The following is a 15,342-nucleotide window of genomic DNA, read 5'->3' on the forward strand; positions in this document are numbered from 1 at the left end:
GTCACATGCGGTGGGCCATGGGCAGCAGGAACATCCACACGTTGATCGCCCCGAGCAGGGCGATGATCGCGACGTACGGGGTGAGCGTGGCGCGCCGGCGGGCGGCGGTGCGGTACCGGCGGTAGGCGATGCGCTTGGCGGTGTAGACGGACCCCGCGATGCCCAGGGCCAGGAGCGCGAACTGCAGTGCCTGGATGGTGCCGGTGCTCACGAGTGCCGGGTCAGCCGAGACGCCGGCGCCGGCGCCGGCGCCGAACAGCTTGGCGACCGCGTAGTAGACCGAGGCGCCCTCGGCGAGCAGGTGGAAGAGGTTGTGCGCGAGGTGCCCGGCGACGTCGAGCGGGATGAGGGCGTATCCGAACCGCGCGAAGTTGAGCCGGGTGTCCTCGAGGTTCCGCCGGGCGGCGATCCGCGAGGCGAGGGCGAGCAGTCCGACGGGCACGGACACCGCGACGGTGAACGCGACGGTGAAGATCACGGCGTAGCTGGTGATCCCAGTGAGGGCCTCGATGCGGGCGAGGAACCCGTCCCAGACCTCGAGCATCGTGATGTTCTGGATCAAGACGATGCCCATGATCGCCATCGCGAGCATCGACTGCTCGATCTTCGGCTTGGTGATGAACCACAGCTCGCTGGTCGGCTTGCGCAGCCGGACCTGGATCGCGTCGTTGGGGCAGGACTTGATGCAGTTCGCGCACAGGTTGCAGTTCGCCGAGTCCTCCATAGTGCGGGGGAACGTGAACAGCGGGCAGCCGGCGACCTTGTCGTTGCCGTTGTAGCAGACGGCCTTTGCCTTGCACGTCTTGCAGATTCCGGAGTCGGCGCGCAGCTCGACCATCCCAACCCGGGCGTAGTTCCCGGAGAGGCCCCCCAGGAAGCACAGGTACCGGCAGAACGTGCGGCGCTGGAACAGGGCACCGGAGGCGATCACCGCGGTGGTGAGCAGCAGGAGCAGAACCCCGGAGCCCCAGGGGGACTCCACGACGCCCCAGACGTGGTCGGCCCACGTGATGGCCAGGAACGAGGCGTCGATGATCCAGATGCCGTAGTTCCTCAGGAAGTTCGGCACGGGCCGGTTGACCCCGACGATCTTCTGCACGGCGTCGGACAGCGCCCCGAACGGGCACACCGCGCACCAGAACCGGCCGAGCAGCACGAACACGATCGGGATGACCGGCCACCACAGCACCCACATCAGCGCGGTGCCCGCGTTGTCGTGCGCGGAGTCCGGGCCGGCGAGCAGCTGGTAGGCCACCAGCCCGAAGACCGCGGCGACCGGGATCTGGAAGATCTTCGGGTACCAGCCGGACCGCAACGACCGGGCGACCCACGGGATGGTCATCAGGTTCCGCCCGACCGGCGGTGGGGTCAGATCGGGGCCGGGCGTGACGTCGTGGTCGACCGTCACCTCGGGCGGAGGCGGGCGCGGGGTCAGGGTGGTCATCGTCGTGTCCTTCGGGCGGTCAGGCGGTGGTCGGGGTGCCGGCCGGGCGGGGCCGGTGGCGAGGCCGGTTGCCGTCACGGCGGCGCAGCACCGCGGCGGCGATCAGCACCGCGGCGTTGACGCCCACGAACGTGGACAGCACCGCGGCCCGCGGCCGGGCAACGGGCGCCGCATTCTCCTCGGCGTGGCCGCCGCTCTCGGCGTGCTCCCCAGTCGTCTCGTCATGACCGCCCGCGACACCGGTGTCCGCCGGCACCTCGTCGGAGCCGTTGCCGGAGTCGTGGCCCTCCTCGTGCGTCGATCCCTCACCGGCGTCCGCGTGGTCCGTGCCTGCCATGGGCTCCGCACCGGGCGCGTCCCGGGTAGGGGCCGCCGGGTCGAGCGCGGGGTCGTCTGCTGGCGTGCCGGGGCTCGGCTGTGTGGCGGCGTGGTCGTGCGACGTGGCCTCGTGCTCGGCGGTGTCCTGGTGCACGGCGGCCGCGGCTGCCGGCGCGGGGAGCGCGAGGGTGGATGCGCCGACCAGCGGCAGGGCGAGAGCCACGGCGACCGGCAGCCGGACCAGAGCGGGATGCATGGGGAGCTCCTGACGAAAGGTGTCTGAGTGCACTGTCGTCGCGGGCCGGCCCTGGCACATGGGACCTGTAGGTCCCCGGGGTGACCTCCATCGAAACTTCATCGACGAGGCGCCCGGCCGCGTACCGGCGCCCACGAAGACGGCGCGCAGCTTCGGCACCCGTCCCGGTGGACGGGCGCTTCGCTGAGTCCTGCGGTTCGGCTGGGGTCAGCCGTGGTGGTCGTCGTTGTGTGCGCTGGAGTCGCCGCTGTCCGCTCCGGTGGAGTAGTCCGGGACGGTGAGTGCGGCGGCAGCGGCGGAGCGTGCGCCGGTGCGCGGGGTGAAGGAGCTGCCGTTGGGCAGGCCGGTCGGGGTGAGGGTGGCGGCGTCGTACCGGTCGAGGGAGTCCTCGCCGGAGTTGGTCACGTAGACCGAGGACCCGTCGGGCGTCAGCACCACGTGTACGGGGCTGGTCCCGGTGGCCGCGGTCCCGCGCAGCTCGTAGCTCTCGGCGTCCAGGGCGACGAGGGCTTTGTTGTGCCCGCTGACCGCCCAGACGGTGGACCCGTCCGGGCTGGTCTGCACGTTGTGCGGGCTGGGGATCCCGGTCACCGTGGTCAGCACCTGACCGGAGTCGGCATCGATCGCGGTCAGCGTCCCTTCGCCCTCGTTGGCGACCCACACCGTGCCGGTCACCCCGGTCGGCGCCGGCGTCTCGGCTGACGGCGTCGGGACGGCGTCGTCCGCGGCGGGGGTAGTGGCGCCGGTGCTGCACGCCGCGAGCAGCAGCAGGGTGCTCGGGACGGCGGTGGTGAGCAGGATCGGGCGGCAGGTCGGGGTCCACATGGGCAGGCTCCAGGCGTTCAAGGGGGAAGGTCTCGTCCCTGACTCTTCGGCGCGAACCCCGCACGCCGGCTGGTCATCGGATGAAGATCCCGTTGATCTCCCCGCCGCACTCCTGGTCAAACCCTGCGATCAGGCTCCGGGCAACGGTCCGAACCCGGCCCCGAGGTCGACGGACTCCAGGACGGTGTCCTGGGTGACGGCCACCACGCGCAGCGTCCCGTCGGCCGCGCGGCGCGCCGCCACGGCCTGCGGCGGTCCCGGGAGGGTCGCGGCCGGCGCCCAGGTGGCGCCGGCGTCCTCGGAGAGCGTGACGTCCCCGTCCGGGGTCAGCCCGACGACGGTCGAGGTGTCCGCCCAGTCGACGACCTGCAGCAGCGGCGCCCCGTCGAGCCGGTCCCAGCTCGCGCCGGCGTCGGTGGAACGGACCGGGCCCTCGTGGCTGGTGACCACGATCGTGCGCCCGTCGGGTGAGACGTCCATCGCGAACGGCGGCACCGGGACGTCGAGGTCACCCCAGCTCACCCCGTCGCTCGTGGCCTGCAGGGCTGCGCCGTCGAACGCCACCACACTCGTGCTCGAGGCGGTCATGGCGTGGAAGTCCGACTCGCCCTCCCGCGACAGGGCGGTCCAGGTCTCGCCGGCGTCGGTGGACTCGATCAGCCCCACCGGGTTCGGCATGTCCGTCCCGGCCCCCGGATGACCCGAGGCGTAGAAGTGGTCCGGCCCGGCGACGGTGAAGCCCATCAGGTCGATCACCGGCCCCACCCGCGTCGGTCCCGTCTCGTCGTAACGGAACAGCCCTTCGTGCGTGGCCAGGTAGACCAGGTCGTCGGCCGGGTTGATCCCCACCCCGTGCGTGTGCGCCCCCGGCAGGCCGGCGCTGTCGGTCTCGTCCGCGTGGGCGTGGGCGTGCCCGTCGGACGCTGTGGTCGCCTGGCCGGTCGGCGCGGTGGCCGGGCCGGGGTCCTGCGCGCACGCGGCGACCGCCAGGGTCACGCCGAAGGCGATCACGGTCGCGGTGAGGCGCCGTCGAGCGCGGTTCATGAGGTCTCCCAACGTCGAGGTGCCCCGCCCGGGACAGGTGTCCCGGGCGAGGCATCAGGCAACGGGCGTGCGGTGGGCACGTCCACCGGGCCAGCCTCGCCCGGGGGATGCCCGGGCGAGGCTGTCGTTGCATCAAGGTTCGATGAAGCCGTCCCGGTGCCCGGGGGGCCGGGGTCAGCCGCGGCGGGAGAGGACCGCCTGCGCGCTGGCCTCGGGACGCAGGTCCAGGCGGCGCAGGAGCTGGGCGTTGAGCGCCACCACGACGGTCGAGGCGGACATCAGGATCGCCCCGATCGCCATCGGCATCACGAACCCGACGGGTGCGAGCACACCGGCCGCGAGGGGGACGGCGATGAGGTTGTACCCGGCAGCCCAGGACAGGTTCTGCTGCATCTTGCGGTACGACGCGTGGGACAGCTCGATCACGGACAGCACCGAGCGGGGGTCGTCGCTGGCCAGGATGACCCCGGCCGAGGCGATCGCGACGTCGGTGCCGGCGCCGATCGCGATGCCGACGTCGGCCTGGGCGAGCGCCGGGGCGTCGTTCACCCCGTCCCCGACCATCGCCACGCGCCGGCCCTGGGCCTGCAGCTCGGCGACCTTCTCGCTCTTGTTCTCCGGGCGGACCCCGGCGAAGACCTGGTCGACCCCGATCTCGGCGGCGACCGCGCGGGCGACCGGCTCGGCGTCCCCGGTGATCATCACCACGTGCACACTCAGGGCGTGCAGGGCGTCGACCGCCTGGCGGGACTCGGGGCGGATCTCGTCGGCCAGGGCCAGCGCGCCGGCGACCTGCCCGTCGACGAGCACGTGCAGGACGATCGCGCCCTGCTCGGCCCACGCTTGGGTCTGGGCCAGCGGGTCCGCGTGGTGCTCGGTGAGCATCCGGGGCCCGCCGACGGCGACGTCGTGCCCGTCGACGGTGGCGCGGACCCCGACCGCGGTGCTGGCCCGGAACTCACTCGCCCGCGCGGCCCGCACGGAGCGGGCGGTGGCGGCGGCGGTGATGGCGCGGGCGAGCGGGTGCTCGCTGTCGGCCTCGGCGCCCGCGGCCAGGGCGAGGAGCTCGTCCTCGGTGCGGGTGCCCGTCACGGCGATGTGGGTCAGGGCGGGCTCGCCCTTGGTCAGGGTGCCAGTCTTGTCGAACAGGACGGTGTCGACGGTGCGCATCTGCTCCAGGGCCATGCGGTCCTTCACGAGCACCCCGCCGCGGGCGGCGCGTTCGGTGGCGATGGAGACCACCAGCGGGATGGCCAGGCCCAGGGCGTGGGGGCACGCGATCACGAGGACGGTGATGACGCGGATCCAGGCCGTCTCCGGGGTGCCCCAGGTCAGCCACGCGGCCAGCGTCAGGGCGGCGGAGCCGAGCGCGAACCAGAACAGCCAGCCGGCGGCGGTGTCGGCCAGGCGCTGGGCGCGGGTGGAGGAGGACTGGGCCTGCTCGACGAGGCGGCGGATGCCGGCCAGGGCGGTGTCGTCCCCGACGGCGTCGATGCGGACCCGGATCGCGGAGTCCGTGGCGACGGTCCCGGCCACGACGTGGTCGCCCGCCGCGCGCCGGACCGGGCGGGACTCCCCGGTGATCATTGACTCGTCGACGTCGGCGGACCCGTCGACCACGACGCCGTCGGCGGGCACCCGCCCGCCGGGGCGGACGATCACGACGTCCCCGAGACGCAGGTCGGCGGGGGCTACGACGGTGATGGTGTCCCCGTCGACGCGCTCGGCCTCGTCGGGCAGCAGCGCGGCCAAGGAGTCCAGCGCGGAGGACGTCTGGGCCAGGGACCGCATCTCGACCCAGTGCCCGAGCAGCATGATGACCACGAGCAGCGCCAGCTCCCACCAGAAGTCGAGCTCGTGGGACAGCACCCCGACGCTCGAGCCCCAGGACGCGACGAACGCGACCGTGATGGCCATGCCGATGAGCAGCATCATCGCGGGCTTGCGTGCCCGCAGCTCGCTGACCGCCCCGACCAGGAAAGGTCGCCCGCCGACGAGATAGATGATCGTGCCGAGAACCGGGGAGATCCACTCGATCGCGGGTGCGTCGGGCAGCTGGTACCCCAGGAGCGCCGCGAACATCCCGCTGGCCAGCACTGTCGGGACCGCCAGCACGAGCGCCCACCAGAACAGCCGCCGGAACTGCCCGACGTGGTCCCCGTGCCCGCCATGGCCGCTGTGCCCGTGCTGGTGCCCACCCGCGGGCGCCGCCCCCTGGTGGTCGTGATCGTGGTGGGCGTGGGCGGTGTCGGTGTGGCCGTGCGCGCCGTGGTCGGGGTGGTGTTGGGCGTGCACCGGGTGCTCGCCGTGAGCCGCCGGCTCCGGGCCCGTGGTCACCGTCGCCGGCGTGCCGTGGTGGCCGTGGTGCTCGGCACCTGGCGGGGTGGTGTGGTGCTCGGGATGCGACGTGCTCATGGTCCGGCCCTCCTCGACGACCTACGCGCTACGGATACCCATGGGGGGTATGCCAGCGCAGAACGTGCCCCGGTGCGTGGGCATTCCCGCTCGGGCGGTCATGTCGCGGTGATCGGCACGTGCTGCGGCGTGTGGCACTCCCAGCGTGATCTCGCCGTGACATTCGCGCGAGGGGGCACCTAGGATCGACCCGCCCCACCCTCCTGGGGCGGCCTGAGGTGGATCGCCGAGTCCTGCCACCACCCGCGGTCAGTTCGAGTCCTGCTGGCAGGAGCGGGGGACCCACTTGTTGGGCATCCGTGCGGTGTCCTTGGGGTGAAGCCGGTCCAACCTGACCGGCCGGGTGTTCTCCAGCCCGAACCCGACAGCTCACCTCGTAGGCGTCTGGAGAGGTTCACCATGCCTTCGAGCGCCACCCGCGGCCGTCGCCGTTCACCGGGTCGCCCCACGACCTCTCTCGACGACCTCGCCACCGCGACCAGTGCGGGCCTGGCCACCGCGGGCCGCCGCTCGGCCGTCGCAGCAGCCGGGTCCGGGCTGCTCCTGTCGATGGTGGCCGTGCCCGCCTCGGCGCACGGGTCCGGCACGCACGCCGCCAGCGTCGCCGGCATCAACACCGCCGCGCTGACCGCCTCCGCGCACGCGCTGGTGCACACCTCCCCGGTCGTGACCGCCGCCCCCGACGCCGTCTGGGGCTTCGAGGCCCCCACGCTGACCGCGGTCGCCCCGCCGCCCGTCGTCGAGGCCGAGCCCGAGCCCGCGCCGGCAGATGCGTCACGCAGCGCGGCCCGCGCCGCGGCAGCCGAGCCCGCCGCGCAGGAGGCGCCCGCGGCCGAGGCGGAGCCGGTCGGTGCTGCGGTCCCCGCGTCGGCAAACGGCAACGCGATCGTCGAGATCGCGGCCCGCTACGTCGGCGTGCCCTACCTGTCCGGGGGAAGCACCCCGGAAGGGTTCGACTGCTCGGGGTTCACGTCCTACGTGTACGCCCAGGTCGGCATCACCCTCCCGCGCACGTCCTCCGCCCAGCGCGGCGCCGGCACCGTCGTCTCCCGCGCCGACGCCCAGCCGGGCGACCTCATCTGGTCCCCGGGGCACATCTCGATCTACGCCGGCGACAACATGCAGGTCGACGCCCCCCGCCCGGGCAAGACCATCCAGATCCGGGAGATCTGGCAGACCAACCCCACCTTCATCCGCGTCAGCTGACCCCGCAGGCGGCCGGGTGGACATCGACGCACCGCACCAGGTCACCCTCACCGGGCGTGAGCTCATGCTGCTGCGCGCCGGACTCAAGGCGTACCTGACGTCCTTCGACGCCCACCGCGCCCTCGACGGTGGTGCCACGCACCCCGAAGCCCAGTGGCGCGAGGTGCAGCGCACCATCGGCGAGCTCATCTGGCGGCTCGAGGAAGCCGGCGTCGAACCCGGGACCAAGCTGCAGCACAGCGCCGAGGCCGTCGACCCCGCGGCCCGCGAGACCTAGCCACCACCCGCGCGCGGTCAGCCCCTTGGGCTTGAACACCGACAAGACCATGGCGCCCAGCAGCACCAGCAGTACCAGCAGTGCAAGCACGACGTGCACCAACGGCGAGACCGAGCGCAGCGCGTCGAGGTCGCCGGTCGAGGTGTCGGTCGCGACCTCGGCCAGCGTGGCGAGGGTCTGGGTGTAGAGGACCAGCACGAACGTGGCCACCACGCCGAGTGCGCCGAGGTCGGCAGGCTGCTCGGTTCGTTCTCCGTCAACCTCGCGCGTCAGTCACTGTCTGACTGCTCGAGAGCTCCGTGGGAGCCATCGCAACCGCCGATTCCATGTTCCGTCCGGGCTGAGCAGGCGGTCATGTGAGGGGTCGGGTGGTCGCACAGCCAGACCGAGGCGGCGGGGCAGGGTCCAGGCGCAGATTTTTTCGAGCGCGCCAGGGGGCTTCGAGGCGGTGAACGGCCACCGCCGTCCGGGCGACCGCCGCCCGAACCCGCCACGCACGCCACCACCGTGGGGCAGGGTGGTGCGGCACCCCCGCACCGCACCCCCCGGAAGGCCCCTCATGGCGATCTCGTTCGACAAGCTCCAGACCCGCGCACCCGAGCTGGTCAACCTCGCCAAGAAGGCGCAGTTCAACCTCAGCAAGCACGACCTCGAGGGGCACGCCGCGAAGGTCGCGCTGTGCCTGGACCACTCGGGCTCGATGCGCGCGGCGTACGCGAGCGGGCAGATGCAGGCGCTCGCGGAGCGGGTGCTCGCGCTCGGGACGCAGCTCGACGACGACGGCTCGATCGACGTGTTCTTCTTCGGCACCGAGGCGTGGCACGCCGGCGAGCTCACGCTCGACGACTACCGCGGCGGCGTCGACCGGCTGCGCGCCGGGCGACACCTCGGGCTGACCGACTATGCGGGCGCGATCCGGGCGGTGCGGGAGCACTACGGGCTGACCGGTCCGGGCGCGACGGCGGACGTCCCCGTGTACGTGCTGTTCCTGACCGACGGCGCCCCGACGAGCCGCACGGCCGCGACGAACGAACTGCGCGACGCCTCGGGCAGCCCGGTGTTCTGGAAGTTCCTCAGCATCGGCGACGAGGACATCCCGTTCCTGCAGAAGCTCGACGACCTCTCGGGCCGGGTCGTCGACAACGCGGACTACCAGCCCGTCGGCGACCTCACGCTCGTCAAGGACCAGGCGCTGTTCGACCTGCTGCTCGTCGAGTACCCCGAGTGGCTCACCGAGGTGCGGGGGCGCGGGATCCTGCGCTGACCGGTGCGGGGTGTCGTCCGGACCGCCGTGCGGCGGTGAGAGGCTAGTGCGATGGCCCAGCTGAAGAGTCCTGCCGAGATCGACCAGATGCGACCCGCGGGCGCGTTCATCGCGCACGTCCTGACGTCGCTGCGGTCGGTCGCGGCCGTGGGCGTGAGCCTGCGCGACCTCGACGCGCACGCGCACGGCCTGATCCGCGAGGCCGGCGCGCACTCGGTGTACCTCGGGTACCACCCGTCGTTCGGCGCGATCCCGTACCCGGGCGTGCTGTGCACGTCGGTCAACGACGCCGCTCTGCACGGGCTGCCGTCCGACTACGTCCTGCGCGACGGCGACGTGCTGAGCATCGACTTCGCCGCGCAGGTCGAGGGCTGGGTCGCCGACTCCGCGCTGACGTTCCAGGTCGGCACGCCGAGCCCCGAGGCGACCCGGCTCATCGAGACCACGGAGCGCGCGCTCGCCGCGGGGATCGCCGCCGCGCAGCCCGGGGCCCGCATGGGCGACATCTCGGCGGCGATCGGCGAGGTCGGGCGCAGCGCGGGGTACGGGATCAACGCGGACTTCGGCGGGCACGGCGTCGGACGCACGATGCACGAGGAGCCGCACGTGCCGAACCTCGGGCGCGCCGGGTCGGGCCAGCGGCTCAAGGCCGGCCTCGTCATCGCGATCGAGCCGTGGTTCATGGCCGGCGGCGACGGCTACGTCATGGACCCCGACGGCTGGACGATCCGCTCCGCCGACGGCTCGCTCGCCGCGCACGCCGAGCACACCGTCGCGATCACGCCCGACGGCCCGGTCGTGCTCACGGAGCGCAGCGCCTGACGACGTGGTGGTGCGCTCGCGGGCGCACGGGTCGCGGACGGCCGGCACGGGAGCGTGCCGGCCGTCGTCGTGCCCCCGGCCCTCGCCCCGCCGTCGCCCGGTCGGCTCACCCCGCTCCGGCGGATGCTCCCGGTATGCCCAGGTCCGTCGGGTGAATGCTCACCCGGGTGAAGCCCGGGACGGGCGTGCCCGGGGTGCGCGCGCTAGCGTCGCCAGCGGGGGCAGGGATGGCGTGCGAGCGTCCGACCGGGGTGCTGCCTTCCGCGTGACCCGGCACAGGTGTCCGCCACCCCCGCGCGGGCACCGTTGGTCGAGCAGGGCACGGAGCGCACATGACCCACACCCCGGACGGCGACGTGGTCGCCGGTGTCGACGCGGGCGCGATGCTGTCGCTGGTCGACGAGCTCTCGGCGACCGTCACCGGGGACTTCTCGGTCCAGGACATCCTCCAGGAGCTCGCGGAGGGCGTCACCGACCTGCTCGGCCTCGCCGGCGCGGGCGTCTCGACGCCGAGCCGCACGGGCGAGCTCCTGGTCGTCGCGTACGCGACGCAGCGCCGCGTCGAGCAGCTCGACCGCGTCCAGGAGGCGCTCCAGGCGGGCCCGGCACCGGACGCGCACGCCTCCGGGCGCGTCGTGGCGGCGCAGGACCTGCGCACAGAGGGGACCTGGCCGCACTTCCAGCAGCGCGCGACCGAGCTCGGGCTGCCGAGCGTCACCGCGGTCCCGCTCCGCGCCCGCGGCGAGGCGCTCGGCGTCCTGACGCTCTACCGCGCGGAGCCGGTGGGCCTCGGGCGCGGCGAGCTGGCCGCCGTGCGGACGCTCGCGAACCTCGCGGCGTCGTACCTCGTCGTCGCGATCGACCGTGAGGCCGCCGCGCAGGCGCAGGGCGAGCTCGCGCACCAGGCCGCGCACGACCCGCTGACAGGGCTGCCGACGCGCCGCGTGTTCTTCGAGCAGCTCGACGAGGCGCTCACGCTCGTGCGCCGCGACCTGTCGACCGTCGGGGTCCTGTTCATCGACGTCGACGGCCTCAAGCGGGTCAACGACACGTACGGGCACGCCCTCGGCGACCAGCTCCTGCTCACGTGCGCCGAGCGGATCCGGGCGGCGCTGCGGCCCGACGACCTGCTCGCGCGGCTCGCGGGGGACGAGTTCGTGGTCGTGCTCGAGCACCTCGCGTCCGCCGACGCCGCGTGCGGGGTCGCCCAGCGCATCTGCGACAGCCTCGCGCTGCCCATGCTCACCGAGGGGCACCTCCTGCAGCCGTCCGCGAGCATCGGCATCGCCGTCAGCGACGAGCCCGGCGTGACGTCCGACCTGCTCGTGTCGCAGGCCGATGCGGCGATGTACCGGGCGAAGCGCCGGCGCAAGGGCAGCTTCCAGCTCTTCGACCCCGTCGTGCACGCGTCCGAGCAGGCCGAGGCCATCTCCTACGAGCAGCTGTCGAGCGAGCTCGAGACGGCGATCCGCGAGGAGCAGCTCGAGGTCCACTACCAGCCGATCCTCGAGATCATGGACCCGCGGATCGGCTCCGCGCGGCCCGACCCGCTCGCGGCGCCGGGTGCGCTGTACGCGGTCGAGGCGCTCGTGCGCTGGCGCCACCCCCGGCACGGCCTGCTCTCCGCGGGCGCGTTCATCGGGGCGGCGGTCCGCAGCGGGCTCATCGTCGAGCTCGGCGCGTGGGTCCTGCGCACCGCGTGCCGCCAGCTCGTCACGTGGGACGCGGTGCTGGGCCGGCGCGCGCCGCGGCGGCTCTTCGTCAACGTGTCGCCCGCCGAGCTGAGCGACCCCGGCCTGCTCGAGCGCATCACGCGCGACCTGTCCGCGGCGGGCCTCGCGGGCGACCGGCTCACGCTGGAGATCACCGAGAACGGGCCGCTCGACTCCTCGACGTTCCCGGCCGAGGTCATCGACGGCCTGCGCCGGCTCGGCTGCCACCTCGCGATCGACGACTTCGGCACCGGGCACTCGACGCTCGGCCGGGTCGTCGAGATCCCCGCGTCGGTGCTCAAGATCGACCAGTCCTTCAGCAACGCGCTCCCGGGCAGCGTCGAGTCGGCCGCGGTCATCTCGTCGGCGCTGCTGCTGGGCCACAACCTCCGGCGCACCGTCGTGGTCGAGGGCGTCGAGACCGAGGAGGCCCTGCGCGCGCTGCAGGAGCTCGGCACCACGCACTTCCAGGGCTTCCACCTCGCGCTGCCGCAGCACCCCGACGCGCTCACGGACGCGATCCTGGAGTCGGCCGGGGCGGGGGAGCGGCGAGCGCTCGGGCGGCTCGGGGCGTAGACGCGTCCGGCCACACTCCACGGGTGGCGTCGCGTTGACGGGCGGTCGGGCCGACGGCGCCGCCGGTGGTGCACCGGCGACGCGCCGTCGTCTCGCGTCAGCTCGGCGGGTACGGCGACTGGCGCAGCAGCCGCGCCAGGTGCGCGGTGTTGGCCGCGAGGGTCGCCGTCGTCGTGGCGGTCTCCTCCGGCGTCTCCTCGAGGTCCTGGTAGTCCGTCCCCTGCATCGCGGCGCCGACCCAGTAGGTCACGGCCGCGGCGGGGACGGTGAAGCCGACGTCGTTGAGCGCCTGGAACAGCTCGGCGCTCGTGTGGTGCGCGCCGTCCTCGTTCCCGACGACCGCCACGGCGGCGACCCGGCCGTAGGTGAGCAGGCGTCCCTGGTCGTCGCTCTCGCCGAGCTCGGCGTCGAGCCGCTCGAGCGCGCGCTTGGTCACGCTGGACGGCTGGCCGAGCCAGATCGGCGTCGCGAGCACGAGGATGTCGGCGGCCAGGACCTGCTCGCGGATCGCGGGCCAGGCGTCGCCCTCGCCCATGTCCTTCTCGACGCCCGGCTTGATGTCGTGGTCGACGAGGCGGATCACGGTGCCCGTGACGCCGTGCTCGCCGAGCGCGTCGAGCACCTGGCGGCCGAGGAGCTCGCTGCTCGACGGGGCGGGGGACGGGGTGAGGGTGCCGACGAGGACGACGGCGGTCAGGTCCGGGGTGGGGGTCATGCCCTCGATCCTGCGAGGGCACGCGTGATCCCGCGACCGGAGCCGGACAGGTGACCGGCTCGCGCGTGGCGGTGTGTGGGCGGCTGCGTCGAGACTGTGCGGCATGTGCGGCAGGTATGCGAGTACGCGGCGGGACGACGAGCTCGCCGACCAGTACCGGGTCGACCAGATCCTCGGTGAGGCACCGGGCCCGTCGTGGAACGTCGCGCCGACCGACCCGGTGCGCATCGTGCTCGAGCGCGTCGAGGACGAGCGCCCCCAGCGCCAGCTCCGCACCGTGCGCTGGGGCCTCGTGCCGTCGTGGGCGAAGGACCCGGGTGTCGGAGCGCGCATGATCAACGCGCGCATCGAGACCGTCACGGAGAAGCCCGCGTTCCGCAAGGCCGCTGCCCGACGCCGCGCGATCGTGCCGATGGACGGGTACTTCGAGTGGCAGAAGACCCCCGCACGCAAGGTTCCGTACTTCCTCACGGCGGCCGACGGCGCGCAGCACGGGCTCGCCGCCGCGGGCCTCTACGAGCTGTGGCCCGACCCGTCCCGCCCCGCCGACGACCCCGCGCGCTGGCTGTGGACCGTCACGGTCATCACGCGCTCCGCGACCGACGCCCTCGGGCACATCCACGACCGGACCCCGCTGCTGCTGCCCCCCGCGCTGTGGGACGAGTGGCTCGACCTCGGCACGACCTCGACCGACGACGTGCGCTCGCTGCTCGACGCGGTCCCCGAGCCGCACCTGCTCCCGCGTGAGGTCGGCCCGGCGGTCGGGAACGTGCGCAACAACGGGCCGGAGCTCGTTGCGCCCGCGGGGTGAACGCCCCGCGGGCGGTCGGGGGTCAGCGTCGCGGCGCCGGACGCCGGGGCTTGTACGACCCGGGGACCGGCGTCTCACCGCGGCGCTTCGCCCGCCGGTACGCCACGAGCATGCAGGGCCACCCGACGACCGCGGCGGGGTAGGCGAGGACGAGCAGGAAGCCCTTCAGGCTGTCGGGGTAGATCCCCGCGGCGAGCTCCTGGACCATCGGCCACCACACGAATGCGCCGCCGATCAGGAAGAGCGGCATGAGCCAGAACATGAAGAACCGCATGCCGAAGTGCCACTGGGTCTGGTCCGGGTCGTCGCCCGGGCGTCCGTCCTCGAGGGTGCTCTCCGGCTTCGTCGTCACGCGCCCACGATGGCGCGCGCGCCGGCGGTGCGCATCCCGAGCGAGGTGGTGAACCGGCTCAAGCGCGCAGGTCAGCGTGCCGAAGAGCCAGGACGTGACAGCTGCCGCGCCGTTTCCCCGGAGCCCGTCGGACGCCTCCCGCCGACCGCGTCCTGGTTTCCTGGCCCTCGCGCTCGCGGGCGTCCTGGGCCTGACGAGCGCGTGCGGTGCGGGGTCCGCCGGAGCTGCAGGTCAGGCGGCGCCGGCGAGCCCGACGTCGTCGCCCACCCCGGCGGCGACGGCACCTACCGTCGAGGAGCTCGCCGCCGCGCTCCCCGCGCCCGAGCTCGCGCCCGCGGTCGACGTCCTGGCGGTGACCGCGGCCGCCGTCCCGCAGACCGCGCTCGCCACGGCCGCGCTCCTCGAGGTCAAGGGCCGCGCACCCAGGACGGGGTACGACCGCGACCTGTTCGGCAGCGGGTGGGTCGACGTCGACCGCAACGGCTGCGACACCCGCAACGACGTGCTCGCGCGGGACCTCGAGCCGCAGACGTCCAAGCCCGGCACGCGCGACTGCGTGGTCCTCACCGGGACGCTCGCGGACCCGTACAGCGGCCGCACGATCGAGTTCGTCCGCGGGAACGCGACGAGCACCGCGGTGCAGGTCGACCACGTCGTGGCGCTGTCCGACGCGTGGCAGAAGGGCGCGCAGCAGTGGGACGAGGCGACGCGGACCCGCTTCGCGAACGACCCGATGAACCTGCTGGCCGTCGACGGGCCGCTCAACGCGCAGAAGGGCGACGGCGACACCGCGACCTGGCTGCCGCCGAACAAGCCGTTCCGCTGCGCGTACGTCGCCCGGCAGGTCGGCGTGAAGTACACGTACGGGCTGTGGGTGACCGAGGCGGAGCGTGCCGCGATGGTGAGCGTGCTGTCGGCGTGCCCGGACCAGCCGCTCCCCGAGGGGTCGACCGTCCCACCGCCCCCCGCCCCGGCCGAGCCCTCGCCCGCCCCGCTTGCGCCCGTCGTCGAGCAGCCCGTCGCCCCGCCGGTCGCCCAGGCACCCGTCGGCGCGACTCCGGTCGTGCCGCTCCCGGTCGTCCCCGCACCCCCCGCTCCCGAACCGCCGCCGGCCGCCGCGCCCGCACCGGCCGTCGCGTACAAGAACTGCGACGCCGCGCGGGCCGCCGGCGCGGCCCCGGTCCGCGTCGGTGACCCCGGCTACGGCAAGCACCTCGACCGGGACGGGGACGGGGTCGGCTGCGAGAGCTGAGCGCCGGCGCCGGCCTGCCGCACGCGCGCGGCGACGAGCCGCCCGGGAATGCG

14 protein-coding genes and 1 riboswitch are annotated in these 15,342 nt (G+C 73.7%); of the genes, 6 read left to right on the forward strand and 8 right to left on the reverse strand.

Annotated elements, in window-relative coordinates:
* Position 1: 1 nt before the first annotated feature.
* The 5 genes from NXY84_RS00685 to NXY84_RS00705 all read right to left on the reverse strand — a co-directional run bounded on the left by NXY84_RS00685 (position 2) and on the right by NXY84_RS00705 (position 6,302).
* Positions 2 to 1,444, reverse strand: a complete 1,443-nt coding sequence (locus NXY84_RS00685; RefSeq protein ID WP_258725242.1) for a 4Fe-4S binding protein — start codon at positions 1,442 to 1,444, stop codon at positions 2 to 4.
* Positions 1,445 to 1,463: 19 nt separating this feature from the next.
* Complete coding sequence (locus tag NXY84_RS00690; RefSeq protein ID WP_258725243.1) at positions 1,464 to 2,018, reverse strand: hypothetical protein; 555 nt, start codon at positions 2,016 to 2,018, stop codon at positions 1,464 to 1,466.
* Positions 2,019 to 2,225: 207 nt separating this feature from the next.
* Positions 2,226 to 2,843: a YncE family protein gene (locus NXY84_RS00695; protein WP_258725244.1), complete on the reverse strand. Its 618-nt coding sequence runs from the start codon at positions 2,841 to 2,843 to the stop codon at positions 2,226 to 2,228.
* Positions 2,844 to 2,972: 129 nt separating this feature from the next.
* Entirely contained in the window at positions 2,973 to 3,887 is a 915-nt protein-coding gene (locus NXY84_RS00700) for a F510_1955 family glycosylhydrolase (RefSeq protein ID WP_258725245.1), read from the reverse strand.
* A gap of 174 nt (positions 3,888 to 4,061) precedes the next feature.
* Positions 4,062 to 6,302 (reverse strand): heavy metal translocating P-type ATPase, encoded by a 2,241-nt coding sequence (locus NXY84_RS00705; protein ID WP_258725246.1) that lies wholly within the window; start codon positions 6,300 to 6,302, stop codon positions 4,062 to 4,064.
* A 214-nt stretch (positions 6,303 to 6,516) separates the two neighbouring features.
* Positions 6,517 to 6,699, forward strand: a riboswitch (cyclic di-AMP (ydaO/yuaA leader).
* 2 nt (positions 6,700 to 6,701) lie between these two features.
* On the opposite strand from NXY84_RS00705, the gene NXY84_RS00710 reads away from it, so the two are divergent.
* Entirely contained in the window at positions 6,702 to 7,508 is an 807-nt protein-coding gene (locus tag NXY84_RS00710) for a C40 family peptidase (protein ID WP_258725247.1), read from the forward strand.
* Here the strand turns inward: NXY84_RS00710 and NXY84_RS00715 are convergent.
* Positions 7,501 to 7,995, reverse strand: coding sequence for a hypothetical protein (locus tag NXY84_RS00715; protein ID WP_258725248.1), 495 nt, complete (start codon positions 7,993 to 7,995; stop codon positions 7,501 to 7,503). The genes NXY84_RS00710 and NXY84_RS00715 overlap by 8 nt on opposite strands.
* Before the next feature lie 349 nt (positions 7,996 to 8,344).
* Here NXY84_RS00715 and NXY84_RS00720 point away from each other — a divergent pair, with 349 nt between their 5' ends.
* The 3 genes from NXY84_RS00720 to NXY84_RS00730 all read left to right on the forward strand — a co-directional run bounded on the left by NXY84_RS00720 (position 8,345) and on the right by NXY84_RS00730 (position 12,159).
* Complete coding sequence (locus NXY84_RS00720; RefSeq protein WP_258725249.1) at positions 8,345 to 9,049, forward strand: VWA domain-containing protein; 705 nt, start codon at positions 8,345 to 8,347, stop codon at positions 9,047 to 9,049.
* Between the two features lie 51 nt (positions 9,050 to 9,100).
* Positions 9,101 to 9,871, forward strand: a complete 771-nt coding sequence (gene map / locus NXY84_RS00725) for a type I methionyl aminopeptidase (RefSeq protein WP_258725250.1) — start codon at positions 9,101 to 9,103, stop codon at positions 9,869 to 9,871.
* A gap of 332 nt (positions 9,872 to 10,203) precedes the next feature.
* Positions 10,204 to 12,159, forward strand: coding sequence for a putative bifunctional diguanylate cyclase/phosphodiesterase (locus NXY84_RS00730; RefSeq protein ID WP_258725251.1), 1,956 nt, complete (start codon positions 10,204 to 10,206; stop codon positions 12,157 to 12,159).
* 97 nt (positions 12,160 to 12,256) lie between these two features.
* Here NXY84_RS00730 and NXY84_RS00735 read toward each other — a convergent pair whose 3' ends face one another.
* Positions 12,257 to 12,874 carry a flavodoxin family protein gene (locus tag NXY84_RS00735; protein ID WP_258725252.1) on the reverse strand — a complete coding sequence of 206 codons (618 nt, stop codon included), beginning with the start codon at positions 12,872 to 12,874 and terminating at the stop codon, positions 12,257 to 12,259.
* A gap of 103 nt (positions 12,875 to 12,977) precedes the next feature.
* On the opposite strand from NXY84_RS00735, the gene NXY84_RS00740 reads away from it, so the two are divergent.
* Positions 12,978 to 13,685: an SOS response-associated peptidase gene (locus NXY84_RS00740; protein ID WP_258725253.1), complete on the forward strand. Its 708-nt coding sequence runs from the start codon at positions 12,978 to 12,980 to the stop codon at positions 13,683 to 13,685.
* 22 nt (positions 13,686 to 13,707) lie between these two features.
* Here the strand turns inward: NXY84_RS00740 and NXY84_RS00745 are convergent, their stop codons facing one another.
* The gene (locus tag NXY84_RS00745) at positions 13,708 to 14,037 is read right to left on the reverse strand and encodes a hypothetical protein (protein WP_258725256.1); all 330 of its coding nucleotides are present in this window, start codon (positions 14,035 to 14,037) and stop codon (positions 13,708 to 13,710) included.
* A gap of 94 nt (positions 14,038 to 14,131) precedes the next feature.
* Here NXY84_RS00745 and NXY84_RS00750 point away from each other — a divergent pair, with 94 nt between their 5' ends.
* Complete coding sequence (locus NXY84_RS00750; protein WP_258725257.1) at positions 14,132 to 15,289, forward strand: GmrSD restriction endonuclease domain-containing protein; 1,158 nt, start codon at positions 14,132 to 14,134, stop codon at positions 15,287 to 15,289.
* Positions 15,290 to 15,342 lie beyond the last annotated feature (53 nt).

Source organism: Cellulomonas sp. NS3 (genome assembly GCF_024757985.1).
Lineage (GTDB): Bacteria > Actinomycetota > Actinomycetes > Actinomycetales > Cellulomonadaceae > Cellulomonas_A.

What these genes read in the sequence shown, in the direction of transcription:
- NXY84_RS00685 (WP_258725242.1), bottom strand. Translation starts at nt 1,444, where the DNA reads ATGACCACCCTGACCCCGCGCCCGCCTCCGCCCGAGGTGACGGTCGAC.
- NXY84_RS00690 (WP_258725243.1), bottom strand. Translation starts at nt 2,018, where the DNA reads ATGCATCCCGCTCTGGTCCGGCTGCCGGTCGCCGTGGCTCTCGCCCTG.
- NXY84_RS00695 (WP_258725244.1), bottom strand. Translation starts at nt 2,843, where the DNA reads ATGTGGACCCCGACCTGCCGCCCGATCCTGCTCACCACCGCCGTCCCG.
- NXY84_RS00700 (WP_258725245.1), bottom strand. Translation starts at nt 3,887, where the DNA reads ATGAACCGCGCTCGACGGCGCCTCACCGCGACCGTGATCGCCTTCGGC.
- NXY84_RS00705 (WP_258725246.1), bottom strand. Translation starts at nt 6,302, where the DNA reads ATGAGCACGTCGCATCCCGAGCACCACACCACCCCGCCAGGTGCCGAG.
- NXY84_RS00710 (WP_258725247.1), top strand. Translation starts at nt 6,702, where the DNA reads ATGCCTTCGAGCGCCACCCGCGGCCGTCGCCGTTCACCGGGTCGCCCC.
- NXY84_RS00720 (WP_258725249.1), top strand. Translation starts at nt 8,345, where the DNA reads ATGGCGATCTCGTTCGACAAGCTCCAGACCCGCGCACCCGAGCTGGTC.
- map (WP_258725250.1), top strand. Translation starts at nt 9,101, where the DNA reads ATGGCCCAGCTGAAGAGTCCTGCCGAGATCGACCAGATGCGACCCGCG.
- NXY84_RS00730 (WP_258725251.1), top strand. Translation starts at nt 10,204, where the DNA reads ATGACCCACACCCCGGACGGCGACGTGGTCGCCGGTGTCGACGCGGGC.
- NXY84_RS00735 (WP_258725252.1), bottom strand. Translation starts at nt 12,874, where the DNA reads ATGACCCCCACCCCGGACCTGACCGCCGTCGTCCTCGTCGGCACCCTC.
- NXY84_RS00740 (WP_258725253.1), top strand. Translation starts at nt 12,978, where the DNA reads ATGTGCGGCAGGTATGCGAGTACGCGGCGGGACGACGAGCTCGCCGAC.